Annotated in this window: 19 protein-coding genes and 1 riboswitch; of the genes, 10 read left to right on the top strand and 9 right to left on the bottom strand. The window is 37.8% G+C overall.

The genetic code is table 11. The features are described from left to right. Positions 1-320 precede the first annotated feature (320 nt). Positions 321-686, top strand: coding sequence for a YkvA family protein (locus ACTT1L_RS12655; RefSeq protein WP_000435502.1), 366 nt, complete (start codon positions 321-323; stop codon positions 684-686). 50 nt (positions 687-736) lie between these two features. Further along, positions 737-1228, top strand: coding sequence for a metal-binding protein (locus ACTT1L_RS12650; RefSeq protein WP_001139074.1), 492 nt, complete (start codon positions 737-739; stop codon positions 1226-1228). Between the two features lie 68 nt (positions 1229-1296). Here the strand turns inward: ACTT1L_RS12650 and ACTT1L_RS12645 are convergent, their stop codons facing one another. After that, complete coding sequence (locus ACTT1L_RS12645; protein ID WP_001014100.1) at positions 1297-1614, bottom strand: DUF4870 domain-containing protein; 318 nt, start codon at positions 1612-1614, stop codon at positions 1297-1299. 297 nt (positions 1615-1911) lie between these two features. Between ACTT1L_RS12645 and lldP the strand changes: the two genes are divergently transcribed. Then, positions 1912-3570: an L-lactate permease gene (gene lldP, locus ACTT1L_RS12640; RefSeq protein ID WP_061131827.1), complete on the top strand. Its 1659-nt coding sequence runs from the start codon at positions 1912-1914 to the stop codon at positions 3568-3570. Between the two features lie 71 nt (positions 3571-3641). Further along, positions 3642-3757, top strand: a riboswitch (TPP riboswitch). Between the two features lie 112 nt (positions 3758-3869). Beyond that, positions 3870-5630, top strand: coding sequence for a phosphomethylpyrimidine synthase ThiC (gene thiC / locus ACTT1L_RS12635; RefSeq protein ID WP_000814470.1), 1761 nt, complete (start codon positions 3870-3872; stop codon positions 5628-5630). A gap of 221 nt (positions 5631-5851) precedes the next feature. Here thiC and ACTT1L_RS12630 read toward each other — a convergent pair whose 3' ends face one another. The 3 genes from ACTT1L_RS12630 to cydA form a co-directional block, all read right to left on the bottom strand. Then, positions 5852-7210 carry an arsenic transporter gene (locus ACTT1L_RS12630; protein WP_000021134.1) on the bottom strand — a complete coding sequence of 453 codons (1359 nt, stop codon included), beginning with the start codon at positions 7208-7210 and terminating at the stop codon, positions 5852-5854. 369 nt (positions 7211-7579) lie between these two features. Further along, complete coding sequence (locus ACTT1L_RS12625) at positions 7580-8605, bottom strand: cytochrome d ubiquinol oxidase subunit II (protein WP_000544181.1); 1026 nt, start codon at positions 8603-8605, stop codon at positions 7580-7582. Then, entirely contained in the window at positions 8598-9953 is a 1356-nt protein-coding gene (gene cydA / locus ACTT1L_RS12620; protein WP_061131825.1) for a cytochrome ubiquinol oxidase subunit I, read from the bottom strand. Before cydA ends, ACTT1L_RS12625 begins: the two co-directional genes overlap by 8 nt. A 244-nt stretch (positions 9954-10197) precedes the next feature. Here cydA and ACTT1L_RS12615 point away from each other — a divergent pair, with 244 nt between their 5' ends. Together ACTT1L_RS12615 and ACTT1L_RS12610 are read left to right on the top strand one after the other, a co-directional pair. Then, positions 10198-10347, top strand: a complete 150-nt coding sequence (locus ACTT1L_RS12615; RefSeq protein ID WP_000283184.1) for a hypothetical protein — start codon at positions 10198-10200, stop codon at positions 10345-10347. A gap of 91 nt (positions 10348-10438) precedes the next feature. After that, on the top strand, positions 10439-11524 hold the full coding sequence (locus ACTT1L_RS12610) for a transcriptional regulator (protein WP_046198046.1): 1086 nt from the start codon (positions 10439-10441) through the stop codon (positions 11522-11524). 47 nt (positions 11525-11571) lie between these two features. On the opposite strand, the gene ACTT1L_RS12605 is transcribed toward ACTT1L_RS12610, so the two are convergent. Continuing rightward, positions 11572-12456: a LysR family transcriptional regulator gene (locus ACTT1L_RS12605; protein ID WP_000421916.1), complete on the bottom strand. Its 885-nt coding sequence runs from the start codon at positions 12454-12456 to the stop codon at positions 11572-11574. A gap of 135 nt (positions 12457-12591) precedes the next feature. Between ACTT1L_RS12605 and ACTT1L_RS12600 the strand changes: the two genes are divergently transcribed. After that, positions 12592-14592: a YhgE/Pip family protein gene (locus tag ACTT1L_RS12600; RefSeq protein ID WP_442821932.1), complete on the top strand. Its 2001-nt coding sequence runs from the start codon at positions 12592-12594 to the stop codon at positions 14590-14592. A gap of 40 nt (positions 14593-14632) precedes the next feature. Here ACTT1L_RS12600 and ACTT1L_RS12595 read toward each other — a convergent pair whose 3' ends face one another. From ACTT1L_RS12595 to ACTT1L_RS12585, 3 genes are all read right to left on the bottom strand, one after another. Next, complete coding sequence (locus ACTT1L_RS12595) at positions 14633-15013, bottom strand: VOC family protein (protein WP_000609839.1); 381 nt, start codon at positions 15011-15013, stop codon at positions 14633-14635. 42 nt (positions 15014-15055) lie between these two features. Further along, complete coding sequence (locus tag ACTT1L_RS12590; protein ID WP_101218660.1) at positions 15056-16213, bottom strand: acyltransferase; 1158 nt, start codon at positions 16211-16213, stop codon at positions 15056-15058. Between the two features lie 248 nt (positions 16214-16461). Further along, entirely contained in the window at positions 16462-17679 is a 1218-nt protein-coding gene (locus ACTT1L_RS12585; RefSeq protein WP_000649370.1) for a dicarboxylate/amino acid:cation symporter, read from the bottom strand. 223 nt (positions 17680-17902) lie between these two features. On the opposite strand from ACTT1L_RS12585, the gene ACTT1L_RS12580 reads away from it, so the two are divergent. The 3 genes from ACTT1L_RS12580 to ACTT1L_RS12570 are packed head-to-tail and all read left to right on the top strand — an operon-like array spanning position 17903 to position 19848. Beyond that, complete coding sequence (locus tag ACTT1L_RS12580; protein ID WP_001023546.1) at positions 17903-18205, top strand: PTS sugar transporter subunit IIB; 303 nt, start codon at positions 17903-17905, stop codon at positions 18203-18205. Between the two features lie 14 nt (positions 18206-18219). Continuing rightward, positions 18220-19521, top strand: a complete 1302-nt coding sequence (gene celB, locus ACTT1L_RS12575; protein WP_000617774.1) for a PTS cellobiose transporter subunit IIC — start codon at positions 18220-18222, stop codon at positions 19519-19521. 9 nt (positions 19522-19530) lie between these two features. After that, entirely contained in the window at positions 19531-19848 is a 318-nt protein-coding gene (locus tag ACTT1L_RS12570; RefSeq protein WP_000379634.1) for a PTS lactose/cellobiose transporter subunit IIA, read from the top strand. Positions 19849-19957: 109 nt separating this feature from the next. Here ACTT1L_RS12570 and speD read toward each other — a convergent pair whose 3' ends face one another. Further along, positions 19958-20329 (bottom strand): adenosylmethionine decarboxylase, encoded by a 372-nt coding sequence (gene speD, locus ACTT1L_RS12565; protein ID WP_048557375.1) that lies wholly within the window; start codon positions 20327-20329, stop codon positions 19958-19960. Positions 20330-20342: the final 13 nt, after the last annotated feature.

Here is a 20342-nt window from a genome sequence, read left to right as displayed (position 1 = left end):
TTTGTATGAGATTTGTCACTACCAGAGAAAACTTTAACATTCGTTTATATGTCCGTCAACTAGAAAATATAACAAAGGTAGAGCAGAATGTTAAGTGAAAGTGAAAAATCTCTTGTTGAGAAATAAGAAATGACAATGGGTAAGTGGTTATCTAGAAACCTATTATATGAAGGGAAATATGTAAAAATTAACGAACACTTGTTCTTTTTGAGTTTGTTTGTTACAATGAAAGTTCATTGATAGATTATGTGTAATTTTGATGAACTTTTACTGAAAACATATTGTAGCTTATTTCTTTTAAAAAATAGGGAGGCCTTTACATGGAGCAAAAATTTTCAGTTGAAGCATTTTGGAAGAAAGTAAAACATGTCGCAAAGCAGGCAGGGCAGTCAGTTATTTATGCAAGTTTATTGTTGTTTTACGTTTTGCAGAAACCAGATGTTCCAAAACGAGTGAAAATTATTGTAATTGGAGCACTTGCTTATTTTATTGCACCGATTGATGCGATTCCAGATTTCGTTGCTGGAATTGGTTATACGGATGATTTAGGGGCGTTAATGGCTGCATTATTACAAGCGTCGCTATACGTCGATGATGATGTAAAAGATAAGGCGCGAGTGAAGTTGGCAGAATGGTTTGGTTCGGATATAGACACATCCTTTATCGATCAGAAATTAGATCAATAGGTGAGAACTGTCACATGGTGACAGGGCGAACGTAAGCGAGGAAGTGTATTATGCCATCAGGAAGAACGCATACGAAAATAAACTTAATATCCCTTCCGGTTGTTTTGTTTCTGCTCTTTTCGTATGGACTAACAAATTTTGATTTTTTATTAACTTTTGCAATTGGCTTTTTAGTAGGTACTACATTTTTAACACCGGATTTAGATACGTATAGTAATGCGTATAATAAATGGGGATTCCTGCGTATATTTTGGTATCCGTATAAGAAGGTGATGCCGCATCGCTCCTTCTTTACACACACAATTATACTTGGTGATGTGATTCGTATTGCATACATGTTAATTGTGTTTTCTCCGTTTTTATTCCTATTAAATGTAATCGCGCTTGACGGGAATTTAATAGAAATGGCGAAGGAACATGAGGTTGAAATTGTAACGTTCGTAATGGGAATTGTTGTGGCAAGCACGCTTCACATTATAGCGGATAAAGTGAATACGCGCCGTAAGAAAATGATGAGAAAAAAGAAGAAACGCAGAAGATAAAAAAACCGTCCCAAAAAGGTATTTTGGGACGGTTTTTCTTTTTAATCAAACGTTTGTTTAAAAAGAGATTAAGCTTTCAGTACTTTAATACCTTTCACGATGTTCCAAATGAAGTAGTATAAGCTAATGATTCCGCAAATACATAAGACAATCATTGTACCGATGCCCAGTGTTACATCCGGTTGATCAGATCCAAGACCCATAATTCCTAAAATAGTTACGCCAATGAATGTAGCGATACTTGGGATAATGTGTGTCCATAGAGCACGTTTTGCATGTGGTTTCGTTTCAGCATCGCCTACAATCCACACAATAATAGGGAATAAGATAGGGGCAAATAATACACTAAAGTATGATAAAGCTGCTAATATTTTGTTTCCATTCATATATATCACCTCATAAATAATGTCCGTTGTTATACTATTATTATGCAATAGTTTTGGCAAGCTTTCTATCGATGAACATTACAAGAACATGACGGTTTTGTAAGATTTTTTTGTTAAATAATAAAATTTTCAAAAAAATCTTTTTAAATGGAAATTGTTATGGTACAGTATAAATGAAAGTTATTGAAAACGTTTTCTTAAACGTTTTTTTATTTTTAGACTTAAAGGTATGATGACCTGATAGTCTATTGATGAGGTTATTCTACTTAAAAGGGGATTCTTTAGGGGGAGAGAACAATGAACACATGGACACAAGTTTATGATCCGTTCGGAAACATTTGGATTTCGGCGGCGGTCGCACTTATTCCGATTATCTTTTTTTTCTTAGCTTTAGCAGTTTTCCGCATGAAGGGGTATGTGGCAGGAGTTATTACAGTTGTACTTACAATTTTAGTGGCATTATTCGCTTATAAGATGCCGTTCACGATGGCAATGGCAGCGACTGGATATGGTTTTTTATACGGACTATGGCCAATTGCTTGGATTATCATTATGTCGGTATTTTTATATAAAATATCTGTGAAAACAGGTCAATTCGATGTGATTCGTGCATCTGTATTATCCATTACGAATGACCATCGTTTACTCGTTATTTTAATCGGTTTTTCATTCGGAGCATTTTTAGAAGGGGCAGCGGGATTCGGTGCACCAGTAGCGATTACGGCAGCGCTTCTTGCAGGCCTTGGGCTAAATCCTTTATATGCGGCAGGTCTTTGTTTAATTGCAAACACAGCACCAGTAGCGTTCGGAGCGATGGGTATTCCGATTACAGTTGCTGGACAAGTAACAGGTATTGATCCACATAAAATTGGACAAATGGCTGGACATCAATTACCGTTCTTATCATTATTTGTTCCATTCTTTATCGTATTTTTAATGGACGGGTTGAAAGGAGTAAGACAAACGTGGCCTGCTTTACTTGTAGCAGGTAGCTCATTTGCAATTACGCAGTTCATAACAGCGACATTCTTAGGACCAGAACTTCCGGATATTACGTCGGCACTTGTAAGTTTAGTTAGTTTAGCGCTGTTCTTAAAAGTATGGCAACCAAAAGAAATTTATCAATCAGGGCAAGCAAATAGAGAAGTAGCTGCAACAACAGCGGCATCGATGCCGAAATTAACGTTAGGAAAAGTAGTAAAGGCATGGTCTCCATTTATCGTATTAACGGTTATGGTAGTCATTTGGAGTCAAAGTTTCTTTAAAGCATTATTTGCTCCAGGAGGCGCGTTAGAAAGTCTTGTATTTAAGTTTGAAATTCCAGGCTTGCACAATTTAGTAATGAAAGCAGAGCCTATTGTAAATAAAGCGACGCCTTACGAGGCAATTTTGAAGTTTGATGTATTATCAGCAACGGGAACAGCAATTTTAATTGCTTGTCTCATTTCCATGTTTATTTTGAAAATGAGTGTAAAAGATGCAGTGGTAACATTTAAAGAAACTTTAAGTGAACTTAAAATGCCAATTCTATCTATTGGATTCGTATTAGGATTTGCATTTATCGCAAACTATTCTGGGCTATCTTCTACACTAGCGTTAGCACTAGCAGGAACTGGCGGACTATTCCCGTTCTTCTCACCATTCTTAGGATGGATTGGTGTATTCTTAACAGGGTCTGATACTTCAGCGAATGCATTATTTTCAAATTTACAAGCAATTACAGCGCAGCAAGTCGGTGTATCTGAAGTACTTCTCGTTGCAGCGAATACAACGGGCGGTGTAACCGGAAAAATGATTTCTCCGCAATCGATTGCCATTGCTTGTGCAGCAGTTGGACTTGCTGGAAAAGAATCAGATTTATTCCGGTTTACAGTGAAGCATAGTTTATTCTTCGTAATTATTGTTGGTATTATGACGTATGTACAGGCATATTATTTAACGTGGATGATTCCATAAACAACAAAAGAAATAAACTTTGCATTTTTCAGATTATCGTGTATGATGAGAAAGTATTGAAAATTAAATCAGTGATAAACTAGGGGTGCCTAACGTATGCGTAGGCTGAGAGAGAAGCGCGTGAACTTCTTAACCCTTTGGACCTGATCTGGCTCGTACCAGCGTAGGGAAGTTAACGGCTTTACATAATGATGTCTTTATGAGCCAGGTCCTTATTTTTTTATGGACCTGGCTCTTTTTATTTTGGCATACGCTGGCCATATCTCGTCCTTGTCACGTACAGGGGGGCAACAAAGGTTATGAAACAGTCTGTTTCAGCTGAGCAAATTGAATTGAAATCGAGTTTACCAGGAAGTAAGAAAGTGTATGTGGATGGACCACGAGAAGGTATGAAAGTGCCGATGCGTGAGATTGAACAAAGCGATACAAACGGCGTTCCGAATCCGCCAATTCGCGTATATGATACGAGCGGTCCTTATACGGATCCCGCGTATAAAGTGGAGCTGGAAAAGGGGATTCCAACGCCACGCCACTCTTGGATACTGGAGCGTAATGATGTAGAAGCATACGAAGGGCGCGAAGTGAAACCAGAGGATGACGGTGTGAAGGTGGCTTCGAAACATACACCTGTTTTCCCGCAAATGGATCGTAAACCACTTAGAGCGAAGCAAGGTGCAAATGTTACGCAAATGCATTATGCACGTAATGGCATCATTACGTCTGAGATGGAATATGTTGCGATTCGTGAAGGGGTAGAACCTGAGTTTGTTCGTAAGGAAATTGCGGAAGGTCGCGCTATTTTACCAGCGAATATTAACCATCCTGAAGCAGAGCCGATGATTATTGGACGTAATTTCCACGTGAAGGTGAATGCAAATATCGGAAACTCTGCTGTATCTTCTTCTATTGCAGAAGAAGTAGAGAAGATGACGTGGGCTACTCGCTGGGGTGCAGATACGATTATGGATTTATCTACAGGTAAAAACATTCATACGACGCGTGAGTGGATTATTCGTAATGCGCCTGTACCAGTTGGAACTGTACCGATCTATCAAGCGCTTGAAAAAGTAAACGGAATTGCAGAAGATTTAACGTGGGAAGTGTATCGTGATACGTTAATTGAGCAAGCGGAGCAAGGCGTAGATTACTTTACGATTCACGCTGGCGTATTACTTCGTTACATTCCGATTACTGCAAAGCGTACGACAGGTATCGTTTCGCGCGGTGGTTCAATTATGGCGCAGTGGTGTTTATACCATCATAAAGAAAACTTCCTATACACTCATTTTGAAGAGATTTGTGAAATTATGAAGCAGTATGATGTTTCGTTCTCTCTTGGAGATGGATTACGTCCAGGTTCGATTGCAGATGCAAATGACGAAGCGCAGTTCTCTGAGCTTGAAACACTTGGTGAATTAACGAAGATTGCTTGGAAACATGATGTGCAAGTTATGATTGAAGGGCCTGGGCATGTACCGATGCATTTAATTAAAGAAAATATGGAGAAAGAGCTTGATATTTGCCAGGGCGCACCATTCTATACACTTGGACCGTTAACGACAGATATTGCACCAGGTTATGACCATATTACATCCGCAATTGGAGCTGCGATGATTGGCTGGTTTGGAACAGCGATGCTTTGTTATGTAACGCCGAAAGAACATTTAGGTTTACCGAATAAAGATGATGTACGCGAAGGTGTTATTACGTACAAAATCGCTGCGCATGCAGCTGATCTGGCGAAAGGGCACAAAACGGCTCATCAGCGTGATGATGCACTTTCAAAAGCTCGTTTTGAATTCCGTTGGCGCGATCAATTTAATTTATCTTTAGATCCTGAACGCGCGATGGAGTATCACGATGAAACGTTGCCAGCAGAAGGTGCGAAAACGGCTCATTTCTGTTCCATGTGTGGACCGAAGTTTTGTAGTATGAGAATTTCACATGATATTCGGGAATATGCAAAAGAAAATGATTTAGAAACGACAGAAGCAATTGAAAAAGGAATGAAAGAGAAAGCGAAAGAATTTAAAGAAACAGGTAGTCATTTATACCAATAACACGTTACACCTCTTTACTTGATTGATCACACTGTAGTACCTAACTTAAATATAGAAGAAGCCCGCTTTGCTAAGACGGTAGCAAAGCGGGCTTCTGTTGTTTATTCCGCTATTTGTGGGCAGTAAGACCCCCGCCTCAAAATTCAGCGGAAGCAAAGAAGTTAGGTGGGGGGCAACTGCCCGTAAAAGCCCGATTAGTTAGGGCTGATTAAAGTTTCACTTTATAAGGCGAAGAAGAGATGTACCCAGTAGAATAAGAGGAATAATGTAACGACTGTTGTGAGTGGAATAACGATAAGGGATACACTTAAATAGTCTTTCCATTTTACTTTAATTTTGTTTTGTTTCAGGATATACATCCAAATGAGAGAAGCTAGCGTACCGATTGGTAATAATAGTGAACCGATGTCACTACCAATGATATTTGCGAGATAGATAGTTTTTAATGTGACTGGATCTAATCCCATTTCTGTTAACGTAATGGTCCCAATCATAAGTGCAGGGTGATTATTGAAGACATTGGAGAGGAGAGAAACGAGTCCACCCATTGCAAAGCTAGCATAAAGCAGATGTTGACTTACAACTGGTTCAAGCCATTGGACAAGCGCTGCTGTTAATCCTGCGTTGTGGAGCCCGTAAATAATGACATACATAGAGAAAGCAAAAATCAAAATGTGCCAAGGTGTCTTTTTCAAAATGTCGACAGGGTTCGTTCGTAAGTAGTACCATCTCCAAATAAGAAGAACGAGTGAACCGAGTACGGCAACAATCTCGATTGGGATGGATAAGAAGGATGCAACGAATAGAAGACAGCGCATAAGGAAGACGAAGCCTAATACTTTTAGCATGAACCTTGTCCGTTTTTGTTTCGTATCAACCGAATTTTTTCCTTTTAACGGATGAAAGTTTTTCGTGAAGAATATTTCTTCAATATCATATGAAGAAACAGGCAATTTTTTCGGAAGTTTTTTCTTCAAAACCGTATACATAAGCCATGACATAAACAATAGTCCTAATGTTGCAGGTACAAACATCATAGCAGTATGCATATAAAGAGTCATATTTACGATATTTAATGCGATTAAGTTTACGATATTACTTACACCAATTGGTGCACTAGATGCAGTAGCGATTAAAGCACCGCTTAATAAATAAGGGATTTGTTGATGCGGTTTTAATTGAAGATTTTTTAGGAGAAGAATTAAAATTGGCGTTGTAATTAAAATACTACCGTCGTTATTAAATAAAAGAGTCATAAGAAAACATAATAATTGAATATACCAGTATAATCGGCGCCCGGAGCCTTTTGCTAGGTTTGCAAGTTTTGCTGCGGACCAGTGGAAGAATCCGAAGCTTTCTAATATAACCGCCATAACGATGGTCGCTAATATTGTTATGGAGGCACCGCCAATTTTACTAATAATGTCCATGACGTCTGGTTTTGATACAAGTCCAGTAATCAGGATAATGCCAGCGCCAATTGCTGCCGGCCACGCCTCATTTAAACCACGAGGTCGCCAAAAGATAACAATCATTGTTAAGAAGAATACAATAATAGTAATCCATATTTCAATGCTCATATTTTACCTACCTTTCTACTTTTCCTTAAAGTAATGTAGCTTGTCTTAAGGTTTGTATTGGTAGTATATTCAGCAAAAAATAAGAAGAACTAGACGTATAACGGAGTGCAATAAATATGTGTTTTTCAAGTTATGGGACAAGTATCTCTCTTAGTGAAATAACTATTGTGAGAGGAGTCTAGAAATTAATGGGGCAGTAAGATAGTAAATGAAATTTATATGGGCGATTATGGAGATATATCGGCGCAACTCAAAATATATCAGCGATTATTGAAATATATCGGCGATTTTTAAATTATATCGACTTATCGACAAAACATGACAAAAGGAGCCCACCCCAAAATACCTTTTGGAACAGGCCCTACAATATTATTTTTCCTTCAAAAAAGTTCGATCCTTCAAGAATAAATTCCAGAAGAAAATAAATCCTGGTAATAAAATTGCAATCCCAATTGCATATAGAATAAGCAATGCATAGAATGTTTCGACCGTTGTAAAGCTTGTAAATACAGTTACATCAGGATAAATAATATACGGTAAATGCGCAACGCCGTAAGCATAACTTGCAAATGCATATTGAGCGACGACTGCTAAAACGGCAATGCGAGGGTATCCTAGTGTGTCATACTTCTTGTTTGTCCACCAAAGAGAAGAGTATCCGATAATGAATAAAACGATAGAAACTGTAAACCATGTGAATTGCTTTATTAGCCCTTGCATAAGCCAGTGTGTTTCCGGATCCATTACAACGAGGGCAATAATCGCCGTAACGAGCGTTGCAGGACCAAGGATAATCGCGTTTCTTCTATAAATTCTATATGCATCTTCTGAACCTTGTTCTCTCGCAAAATCAGCAAGAAAGAGAGAGGAAAGAAATAGTTCCGAAGTTAGTCCGAAGAGCATATAACAATAAATAACAGGACTAGAAAGAAGTTTTCCATATAGGAGTACTTCTTTTCCTTCAGACATTGTAATATAGGCACCTTCTGTAACAGGTAAAACGGTAATTAATAGGGCTGGAATTAAGAGTCCTGTAATACCTGAAATAATACGAAGAAGGTGTTGGTACTTCGGCAGGGAATAAGCAAATACCATAAATGTACTGCGAATTGCCACGAGTACTAGAATTAACATAACGGGTACGAACATTACCGTTGCTAGGGTAAAAGCAGCTTTCGGAAAGAAGCCAAGAAAAGCGACAACGACAAAGACGAGAAATGTATTTGTTACTTCCCAAGTCGGTGATAAGTATCGGTTGGCAAGCTTGGCAGCTAGCGTTGGATGTTTTGCGTATACCATGCCCCAAAAACCTGCTCCAAAATCGATGGACCCTAATATACTGTATACGAAAATAAGAGCCCATAAGATGATGATTGCAATACTTTCCTCATGCACGAGAATCGCCTCCTTCGTGATGTAAATCATTTGTAAGCGGATGTTTCTTAAAGAATGTCCGTAGTACAAAAACTGTTAAAATACCGAGTCCAATATATAAAATGATGAATAGAATAAATAAAGGACCGACAAAATCAGCGCGTGTAGAAGCGTCGACTGTACGTTGCATACCGTAAATGGTCCATGGCTGACGACCGCTACAGCTGAAAATCCACCCAAATTCAATGCCGAGCATCATAACTGGTCCACATGCGGCAGCTCCCCAAAGAAGCCATTTCGGTAGCTCTGTTCCTTTTTTTCGGTAAACAAAGTACCAATATAAGAGGGCAATTGCTGCAACTGCAAAGGTAAAAGCAGCAGTGCCAACCATTAAATTGAACAGTGTATGCGTGTAAAATGGTGGCCATGTTTCTTGTGGAAATTCCTTTAGTCCTTTTACGACAGTGTTAGGGTCTAGTCCTACTAGTAGGCTAAGCATGTTCGGGATTTCTAGTGCATAGTTTAGTTCAAGTGTGTTAGGATCTACAACGCCGCCAATTGATAACGGTGCATGTGATGTCGTTTCAAATAAAGCTTCAGCAGATGCCAGTTTTTCAGGGGAATGCTTATGTAAAGCAATTGCCGATTCGTGTCCCGAAAGCCACATCGTAGCGCCTGTAATAAATGTTACGACGAGTCCTAACAGTAGTCCTTTTTTATGATATGCCACTTCACGTTCACTTACATTCTTCTTTAATAATTTAAATCCGGCGATAGAGGCAATGACGGCAGCTCCAGTTGCGTAGGCTGTAATCACAACGTGGAATGCGCTCGTGCCAAAACTCGGATTAAAGAAAGCTTTCCACGGATCAACGTTAAAAACTGATCCATCTGGTCCCATTGAAAAGCCCGCGGGTGTATTCATCCATGTATTTGCCGATGTAATAAGCACGGCGGATGCCGTGGCACCAATCATGACGAAGAATAGCGAGATTAATCTCATGAATGGAGGTAGTTTGTCAGCTGCATATACATAAATGGACATGAACAAAGCCTCTAAAAAGAAGGCGAAAATCTCAATTTGAAAGGGAACAGAAATAACCTGCCCAACAATTTTGGCAAAACCCGGCCAAAGCAGTGAGATTTGCACACCAACGATTGTTCCAGTTGGAATTGCTACACCGAGAAGGATGGCAAAGGCCTTTGTCCATCTTTTTGCCATAATGGCGTAGTCGGAATCTTTCTTCCAGTGATAGAGTATTTCACTTATAAAAATCATTAATGAAAGTCCGACACCAAGTGTTGCGAAGATAATGTGGAATGCTAGTGAAGAACCGAAAAATGCTCTTGCTAATGTTACCGTATCCATATGTAAACTCCTCTTCTTTTTTGCCATTATTTTCTGATTGAATTGGAAGATTTATTCAAAAAAACTTCCAAAAATATATATGTATTTAAAAAGTGGATATGATAATATTGTGTTTGAATATTCTAAATAGAAAGAAGTTAATATTTTGTTTGTTTTTTAGTAAGGAATATTTTATAATCTTTTATGCGAACATAAGTTCTGTTTTCGGAGTGAAGAAGTTTATGTGAAATGGAGAGGATGTTTTATGTATCCTGAAGTCATTAAAAAGATGGCATTTTCAAAAGAGCATAGAGATTTATTATTGAAGCTGTATAATAAAGAGATTACGCGTAGTGAGTATGATCGACTCGTAGAATCGCTATATAGACCTTCTAAAGAGGCTTGTGAGGGATAAAGGAACGGGAGACAATCTATTAGATTGTCTTTTTTACATTTACGTATGTTCTGGTAAAATTAAGGATAGCCTTACTAGGGAGGTGAAAAGTTTGCGGAAACGTATATATATAGTGATTGGCGTTATTCTTTTAATCGCTTTAGGTGGAATTGTATTTTGGTCAGCTTTGCAAGGAAACCGTACGGAACATTTTATTTTAAGACATATGGTGAATGAAAATGGGACGCTTGCTACATATCGTTTAGAGGATACAAAAGCAGGTACTGGTGAAGCGAAAGGCCGTGAAGCTTTATCGGAATCAGCAGGACTATGGCTGCAATATACACTCGATAAAGACGATCAAGCGTTATTCGATGAACAAGTTAAGGTTATTCAAAATAACTTTGTACATAAGAACCAAATTGTTTTATGGAAAATCTCTGAAAAGGGAGAAATGCAGTCAGCTACAAATGCACTTATTGATGATCTTCGTATTATAGAACAGTTATATCGCGCTTATGAAATGTACAAGGAAGAGCGATATAAAAACTTGGCAGATCAATTGAGTGATGCTGTAATTCGTTATAATAAGAAAGATAATTATTATGTTGATTATTATGATGCAGATGCAAGGAAACAAAATGATTTTGCAACAACGTCATATGTAAATCCGCATGCATTCTCCTATATGAAAAAGTATGGAAAAGTTTCTGCTCAGCAATATGAGGAAGTTGTTCAATTTTTAGCGGATTATCCAAGGCATGGATGGGCATTCCCGAAAGAGTATAAAGCAGATGGTACATTTACGTACGACAAAGAAGTGAATCTGATTGACCAATCATACGTTGCATATCATCGTAGTTTAGGTGGTCTTTCATCAGATGCTTATTTGGAATTTATAAAGAAGAAATTCCAGGAGGATGGAAAGCTATACGGTCGTTACAATTTAGAAACGGGAAAACAAACTGTGAATTATGAATCGCCAGCCGCTTACGGATTAACGATTTTGTACGTACTACAAACAGGTGATACAAAGTTCGCAAAGGAATTATATGATCATATGGCCACATTCCGAAATGACAACGTATTTAGTAGATACTACGGTGGATATGTAACAGGCGAAAATAACAATACGCATATTTTTGATAATGTTTTGCCGCTTTTAGCTGAAATAGAATTAGAGAAGAGTGAAAAATAAAAGGTGCCACCCTATGGGGATGGCATCTTTTATTGTTTAATATCATTTTAAGTCCTAATATTGGAGAAGTAATCAATTACGAATTCACGGAATTTCTGAGCAGTTTTCGATAAGTAACGTTTTTTTGACCAGCTTAACCCAATCGTTCGCTCACAATTTGGTTCAATAATACGTAACTTATTTAATGCTAAAGTAGAGTTTTTTAATAAAGTTAAACTTGGGACAAAGGCGATGCCGAGGCCTTGCTTAATCAGGTCGCTAATCACGGTTGGTTCATCTACTTCAAAAGCAATATGTGGAGTGAAGCCAGCTTCTTTACAAAATTCATCTGTTAAGTGCCGAAATCCGTAACCAGTGTTCATACTAATGAACGGTTCGTCTTTTACTTCATGCAAATATACACTTTCACGTTCTGATAAACGGTGCCCAGAAGGGACGACTAAGAAAATTTCTTCTGTAATAAGTGGTTCCCAAATAATCTCTTCGCCTTCAATTGGCACAGAAGAAATGCAAAAGTCAATTTCTATATTATCTAGTTGTCGTTTCATAGAAGGAGTAGATGCGAGAAATTGTTGGAATCGAACGTTAGGATGTTCTAGTAAAAAAGAACCAATTAGTTCGGGTAATATTCTTGGAATAGAAACAGCCAACGTAATAGAGCTTTGTTGTAAGTCAGCTAAATCTTTAATTTCTCGTTCGCCTTCACTTAATTCATGAAAAATGCGCTCTACTCGTTTTAAAAATACTTTCCCGAAAGAGTTTAATGTAATTTGTCGCCCTTGGCGGTCAAATAACGGAACGCCCAAGTCCTTTTCTAATCTAGCAATTGTTTTGCTGAGTGAAGGCTGTGCGATATGCAATTCTTCAGCGGCTTTTGTCATATGCTCTAATCGTGCAACTGTTTGAAAGTATTTTAGTTGAAGAAGTTCCATTTTGACTCTCCTTTCTATAGACCAAAAGGAATGGATTGATAATTAAAGATGTATTATACAGTATGGAAATGGACGTGTATAGTAAATCTGTTAAACCATTCTAATGGTGTGAAATTCGGAGAAGGAGTATGTTTCATGAAAGGAATTCAACTTGTATTTAAAGATTGGAAAGCGATGTGGCACCATAAACATGGGCGTATCGCTTTAATTTTTTTGTTAATCGTTCCTTTAATTTATTCAGGGTTCTTTTTAGCTGGATATTGGGATCCATACGGAAAATTAGATAAATTACCTGTTGCGATTGTAAATTTAGATAAGGGTGCTGCAATGGATGAGAAAACAATTCATGCAGGAGACGATTTTGTAAAAAATTTAAAAGAGAATAAGGAACTGGCTTTTCATTTCGTATCAGAAAAAAATGCTGAGGAAGGGCTAAAAGAAGATAAGTATTATATGGTTGTTACGATTCCAGCCGATTTCTCTAAAAAGGTAAGTACACTTATGGATGAAAAACCAGAACCAGCACAATTGCAGTACAAAGTAAATCCGGGTAAAAACTTTGTAGCAGCGCAAATTGGAACGACAGCTGTTGAAAATATGAAAACAAAAATTTCAAATAGTATTACGAAATCTTATACAGAAGGTGTCTTTTCAAAGTTTCAAGACTTAGCACAAGGGTTGAGTGATGCAAGTAATGGTGCTGGGAAGTTACATGAAGGAACGACAGATGCAAGAAATGGGGCAAATCAGCTTGCAGATGGTATTCATCGTTTAAGTGACGGGACATCAAAAGTGAAAGAGGGAAGTGAAAAACTTGCTTCTAGTCAATCAGCTTTAACTGATGGAGCGAATGAGCTGAGTGAAGGGGCAAAATCCCTTCATAGTGGTATGGAGTTATTAGCACAAGGTGAAAAAAACTTACAATCAGGGGTTAGTGAATTAAGTGCTGGTACAAATGAATGGGTGAACGGAAGTGAGAAACTTGCTGACGGGCAAGTGAAAGCGGACAATGCAGCAAATAGTGTAAAACAACAATTAGAAGAGTACGTGAAAAGTCATCCAGAGGTGCAGCAAGACCCTGCTTTTCAAAAGATTATCGCTACTTCTAATGGATTAGCTCAAGCAACAAACACTTTAAATAATAGTCAGAAACAATTGACACAAGGTGCACAGAAGCTTGCAGATGGTCAGCATAAGGTTGAAGAAGGTATGAATACATTCGGAATTAAGTTAAATGAAGCTACTGCTGGAACGAAAAAGATAGCAGATGGTGCTACAAATTTAGCTAGTGGATTTACGAAATGGGGAACTGGATTTACATCATTACAAGAAGGTGTAAATCAACTTGCGAGCGGGGGAACAGAGCTGAATCATGGTGCTGATCAGTTAACGAACGGACTTGTTAAACTTGACGATGGTGCGAAAGAACTTTCTACGAAATTGGGAGAGGGCGCAGAGAAGATAGCGGATGTTCGCAATGATGATGCACGCAATACGATGTTCTCAGAGCCAGTTCAACTAGTGAAGTCAACAGTTTCTGACGTGCCTAATTACGGTTCAGGTATTGCACCATATTTCTTATCACTTGCATTTTATGTTGGCGGAATTATGGCATCAAATATTTTACCGCTTGGCCGTAGACAAAATATGAAAGTAAGTGGAACAGTACATTTTATTAACAAATTAGGGTTAGTATATGTAATTGGACTTATTCAAGCACTACTTGTGGATGTAGTTGTGCTAGGTGTTATGAAATTAGAAGTTGCAAGTGTGCCACTCTTTGTTTTATCAAGTATTGTTATTTCCTTTACGTTCATGACATTTATTCTTATGTTAGTAACAGTATTTGGTCTTGTTGGAAAGTTCTTAGCGGTAACGCTTCTCGTCTTGCAATTAGCGACGAGCGGTGGGACTTTCCCAGGAGAATTAAATATAGCTGTTCTTAGCAAGATTGGACAATTTCTCCCAATGTCCCATTCTCTTAGAGGATTGCAAGATGTGATTTCTTTAGGGGATTGGTCGCAATTACAAATGCAAATTTTAATATTGTTATGCTATCTCGTTGTTGCTGGCGGAATTGCTTGGATCACGAGCCATATACAACATAGGGAAACGAATGCAGAACAAGTTTCTTAAAATGAAAGAAGCTATCCGACTTTTTCGGATAGCTTCTTTTTTATTTGCGTTCCATTACCGCAAAGTAATTGTTTTCATTATCAGCAAAGTTAAAAGCTCTGCCAGTAGGTAAATCTACAACTTGTCCAACAGTAACGTTTTTCTCAGAAAGATCTTTATATAGTTGATCTAAGTTGTTAGAGAAGAACATAAGTGAAGGAGTACCTAAGTTTAATTCAGGTTGCATCTTTGCAATTAACTCTTTATCGTGAAGGACGATGCTTGTTCCTGCTTCTTTTGACGGTGCAATTTCAATCCAGCGAAAACCTTGTCCGTTATTTTCTTCCGCAATAATTTGGAATCCTACTGTCTCAGTCCAAAATTGCATGGCTTCATCTTGATTATTTACATATAGCATAATTTGTCCAATTTGATTAATCATAGGTGTGTCCTACTTTCTTTTCGTGTATGGAATTCTATTATATCAAAGATATGGTTTGAATACCTTTTCGTGATTTTTCCGAAGTACAATCTTCGCCCATCTCATATTTGTCGTAGGAGAAGGTCCTGTAATCCATGTATGAAATGGTAGTGCACTGCATATGACTATTGCTGAAATCGAGATTGTGGCTGTTATTGTAAATAATAATAGGCTATATAATATTGTGTTTTCTTGCAGTGTGAATAGAGAAAGAAACTTTGTACATAGTTGCAAGAAGAAAAAGTGAGCTAAATAAGCACCATATGTGTAATTCCCGATAAATCGTAAAGCTTTATATAAGAAACTGCGTCGTTGTACGATTGTAATAGATAGCACGTAAAGTATGATAATTTCGCATACGATATATAAAAACATAGACGGTTTTAAATAAGTCGAAACGGTTAAATGAATAGAGTTTGCTCCGTAAAAACTAAATAACTCATAATTGATGAATAAAAATAAGATAAAAAATAAGATTGTAATAAGCGGAATATGTTTTATGACAAATGTACGCCACGCTTTTAGTGCGACAGCAGCGATTCCTCCCATGACGAAATAGAATGAGTAGAAGAAGAAGGAACGGTCTGTATAATGTAAAATGGTTGAGCTAGTCAATTTCTCGCCATTAAAAATGTAGTGCGAAGAATACCACATTAAGAGGAAATATAGGCAAGCAAAGACGGTCATATATTTATATATGTCTTTTTTATTTTCTGTTCGTTTTTGAAACCAATAAAATAGTGTGCACAGTAAAGGGAACAGTAGGTGAATTTGAAACATCATAATCACATACCAAAGATGGGGTGCGGCTGTTCCGAGTAATAAACTTTTTATTCCGCTTTGTAGTGTAATCATATCGTTTGTTGTTAATAAGTAAAGAATAGACCAGAAGAGATAAGGAATGAGTAAATGTGCGGCTTTTTCATAAATATATTCTGCGTAGGCAAGTTGCTTTGTATATTGACGAATTAAGTGGAAGCCGACGATAAATATGAATGCAGGTGCTGAAAATTTTGCGAGATTAAATAGCATACCCATAATGAGGGATTGCTCAAGTAAAACATGTCCTTGATTCATTGTATATAATAACGAACTTTGCAAAACGACAGCAAGGAATGCAATGCTTTGCAAAACTTTAAATTCAGGTGCGCTTTGTGTCATTAGGTCCATCTCCTTTTCCATACATGATTATAGTACGGAGAATAGATAAGAGGTGTGGAATATTTGTGAAGTTTTTAACAAATTTGTGGCGGAATAGATTATATCGACGATTTTTCGGATATATCGTTCATAACTTCAAATATATCAACGATTTTTTCAATATATCGACGTTTCGACAAGGGATATCGACTTATCAACAAATAACGACAAAAAGAGGATGCTCAAAACGAGCATCCTCTTTCTATCTATTAAGCAAATTTGTTTTTGATCCAGTTCTTACCTTCTACAAGGCGAGCTGTCATTACGGCACAAGCGTTATCTGCTGTTACGTTTAACATCGTTGCAGGAGGATCAATGATTGTACTGATTGCTGCGATAATTGGCAATGCTTCTGGCGGGAAGCCATATAAAGAAACGATTAACATTTCACCAATCATACCGCCGCCTGGAATAGCGCCCATTACTGTTCCTACTAATAGAGAAACAACAAGTGCGATTGCTAATGTTTTTGGTCCTTCGAATTCCATGTTGAAAATACCGAATAAGAAAGCAATTTTTAATACGCCGCCTAAAACAGAGCCGTCTTTATGAAGTGTAGATCCAAGAAGGACAACTGTTTCACGAACGTCAGAAGAGATACCCATTTTCTTCGTTGCTTCTAAGTTCGCTGGAATACTTGCGGCACTACTACAAGTTGCAAGAGATGTAACTGTAGGAGAGACCATGTTCTTCCAAAATACTTGTACACCTTGCTTGCGACCTGCAAGGTATGCATAGAACGTAAAGAATACAAAGAAGTAAATAAGAGACGCTGGATAGTATACCATTGCTGCTCGGAAGTAAGTTCCAAGAAGCTGTGGTCCGAATTCACCAACTAATGCTGCGAAGTAAGCAGCAAGTCCGATTGGAGCGTAGTACATAATGAAAGATACGACTTTCATTGAAATTTCTGCACCAGCTTGTAAGAATGTAGCGAATGGTTTTCCTTTTTCACCAACTGCTGAAGTTGCAATCCCCATTAAAATAGAGAAGAAAATAAGAGCTAACATATTTTCACGAGATAGTAACTTCGAGAAGTCAGATACTGTTAGAATACCGACGATTTGATCTGCAACACTAACTGCTTTTTCAGCTTTGTCAGGTTGGGTTAGTTCTAATACAACACCTTGTGCTGGCGGGAATACTTTCACGACAATAATCATAAAAATAGCAGCTAAAATACTTGTAAATAAGAAAGTCCCAGCCATACTAGACATAATTTTACCGAAACGTTTTAATCCATCCATATTAGCAATAGATGACGCGATGCTAAAGAACACTAACGGTACAACAATCGTAAACATTAAGTTTAAGAAAATGTCACCAAGCGGCTTTAAAGCAACTGCATCGGCACCCATGAAATAACCAATGAAACCACCAATTAGGATAGAAGATAATAAAATAAGTGGAAAGCGATATGCCTTCATAAATATATCCTCCTATCAATTAAAAAAATCATACTGAATTATTATAGCGAGTTAAAGCCTTCTTTACTAGGAGAATACGGATAGATGGAATAGCGTGAAAACCGAGAAATTTTTGTTTTTAAGCTCGGCATACAGCAGGAAATCTAGACATATATATTTGTAACCTAGTTGTGGTAAGGGATGCGCCATCATTTAGGTTGAGAAGAAGGGGGAGGGAAGCGGGATGAATATTTTGCTTTGCTGTGCAGCGGGAATGTCTTCCAGTTTGATTGTTACTAAAATGGAGAAAGCAGCAGAGGCAAGAGGAATAGAGGTAAAGATTTGGGCTGTATCAGGTTCTGAAGTAAATAGCCATATTGATAAAGCCGATGTACTTTTACTTGGACCACAAGTACGTTATTTATTACCGAAAATGAAGGAATTATGTAAGGAGAAAGGGGTACCTGTTGATGTCATTCAATCCGTTCATTACGGACTTTGTAATGGGGAAGCTATCTTGCAAGCAGCTTTGTCAATGAAACCATGAGGAGAGTGGGATAGATGATACGGTTTTTAGAGAAATATGTAATGCCGGTAGCAGGAAAGGTTGCAGAGCAGAGGCATTTGCTAGCAATTCGTGATGGACTTGTATTGACGATGCCGTTCTTAATTATAGGATCATTTTTCCTCATCATTAGTGCTTTACCAATACCAGGTTATAATGATTTTATGGCAGGTTTGTTTGGGGAGAATTGGCAGAGGGCTTTGGGGTATCCAGTTAGTGCAACTTTTAATATAATGGCTTTAATAGCTGTTTTTGGAATCGCTTACAGACTTGGAGAATATTATAAAGTGGACGCTTTAGCATCCGGGGCATTGTCGCTTGTGACGTTTTTACTTGCGACACCATTTCAAGTTGCATATATTATACCAAGTACAAAAGAGAGTGTACTTGTAGAAGGTGCTATCCCAGCTGTATTAATGGGAAGCCAAGGGTTATTTGTAGCAATGATTATTGCACTTATATCTACTGAACTTTATCGGTTTATTGTACAAAAAAAGATAATTATAAAGATGCCAGAGACAGTTCCGCCAGCTGTGACACGTTCATTTGCCGCGCTTGTTCCAGGATTTATTGTTGTAACGGTTATTTGGCTTTTACGCTTAATTATAGAAAATACTTCTTTTGGCAGTATCCATAATATTGTAGGGCAAATTTTACAGGAACCACTTAGTGTACTTGGTGCTAGTCTTTGGGGCGCAATAATAGCTGTTATTCTCGTTCATGTTCTTTGGTCATGTGGAATTCATGGAGCTACTATTGTTGGTGGTGTAATGAGTCCCGTTTGGTTGTCGTTAATGGATCAAAACCGAATTGCTTACCAAGCAGGGCAAGATATACCAAATACGATTACTGCACAGTTTTTTGATTTATGGATTTATATGGGCGGATCTGGTGCAACGCTTGCTTTAGTTGTAGGAATGTTATTATTTGCCCGAAGTCAGCAATTAAAAAGTATAGGTAGATTGTCAATTGCGCCTGGTATATTTAATATTAATGAGATGGTAACTTTTGGGATGCCAATTGTCATGAATCCAATTTTATTAATTCCATTTATATTGGTTCCAGTTGTGTTAACAATTGTTTCTTACTTTGCAATGGAATGGGGATTAGTTGCTCGTCCGAGCGGTGCTGCTGTTCCTTGGACGACACCAATTCTATTTAGTGGATATTTAGGATCAGGTGGGAAAATTTCAGGTGTTGTTTTACAACTTGTTAACTTTGCGCTTGCATTCTTCATTTATTTACCGTTCTTAAAAATATGGGATAAACAAAAAGTGGCGGAAGAAAAGGGGGAGTAAAGAACTAAAATGGATACGATAGAAACGAAGGCCTTTCACTTAATCTTGCATGGGGGAAATGCGAGAAGTTGTTCAATGGAAGCAATTGATTGCGCGAAGCGTGGGGAGTTTACAGAAGCAGAAGCGAAATTACAAGAAGCGTTAGAGGAATTAAAAGAGGCACACCGTGTACAAACGGATCTCATACAGAAAGAAGCCGGTGGTGAAAAGACCGAAGTTACCCTTCTGATGGTGCACGCACAAGATCATTTAATGAATGCAATTACGGTGAAGGAATTAGCGAGTGAATTTGTAGAATTATATAAGAAGATGTCGGTAGCTGAATGAACCTTGCGTATGCAAGGTTTTTTATGTATGTGTCTGTACCATCAGTGGAGTGTTTGTTCCACTGATGGTATTTACAATCCTCCTTTTTACAAATGAGTAAGAGTGATATTTAATCGACAGTAACAATTTCTCCTATACCACGAATCAGTTTTTTTATATGCATCTCATTTGGTTTCAATATACTTACGATATAATCAATCGCTATTTGCGGTTCAACGGTTGTACCGCACGTATAACAGTCGATGGCTGCAAAGTTTTTTTCTGGATAAGTGTGAATAGAAAGGTGGCTTTCTGATAGTAAAACTAAAACAGTAACGCCATGCGGATGAAATTCTTTTGTACTTACGTTTAAAACGTGGGCACCAGATTGATCAGCAGCGTGAACTAAATGATGTTCTAAAAAGTAAATATCATCTAATAGGGAAAAATCCACTCCCCATAAATCTACTATTATATGCTTACCGAAAGTAGAATATTCCATAAGGTAGCGCTCC

This window comes from Bacillus sp. FH (genome assembly GCF_052216825.1).
In the GTDB taxonomy this organism is placed as follows: domain Bacteria; phylum Bacillota; class Bacilli; order Bacillales; family Bacillaceae_G; genus Bacillus_A; species Bacillus_A paranthracis.
Note: the sequence above shows the minus strand (reverse complement) of the source record. Positions and strands in the feature narration are given on the sequence as shown.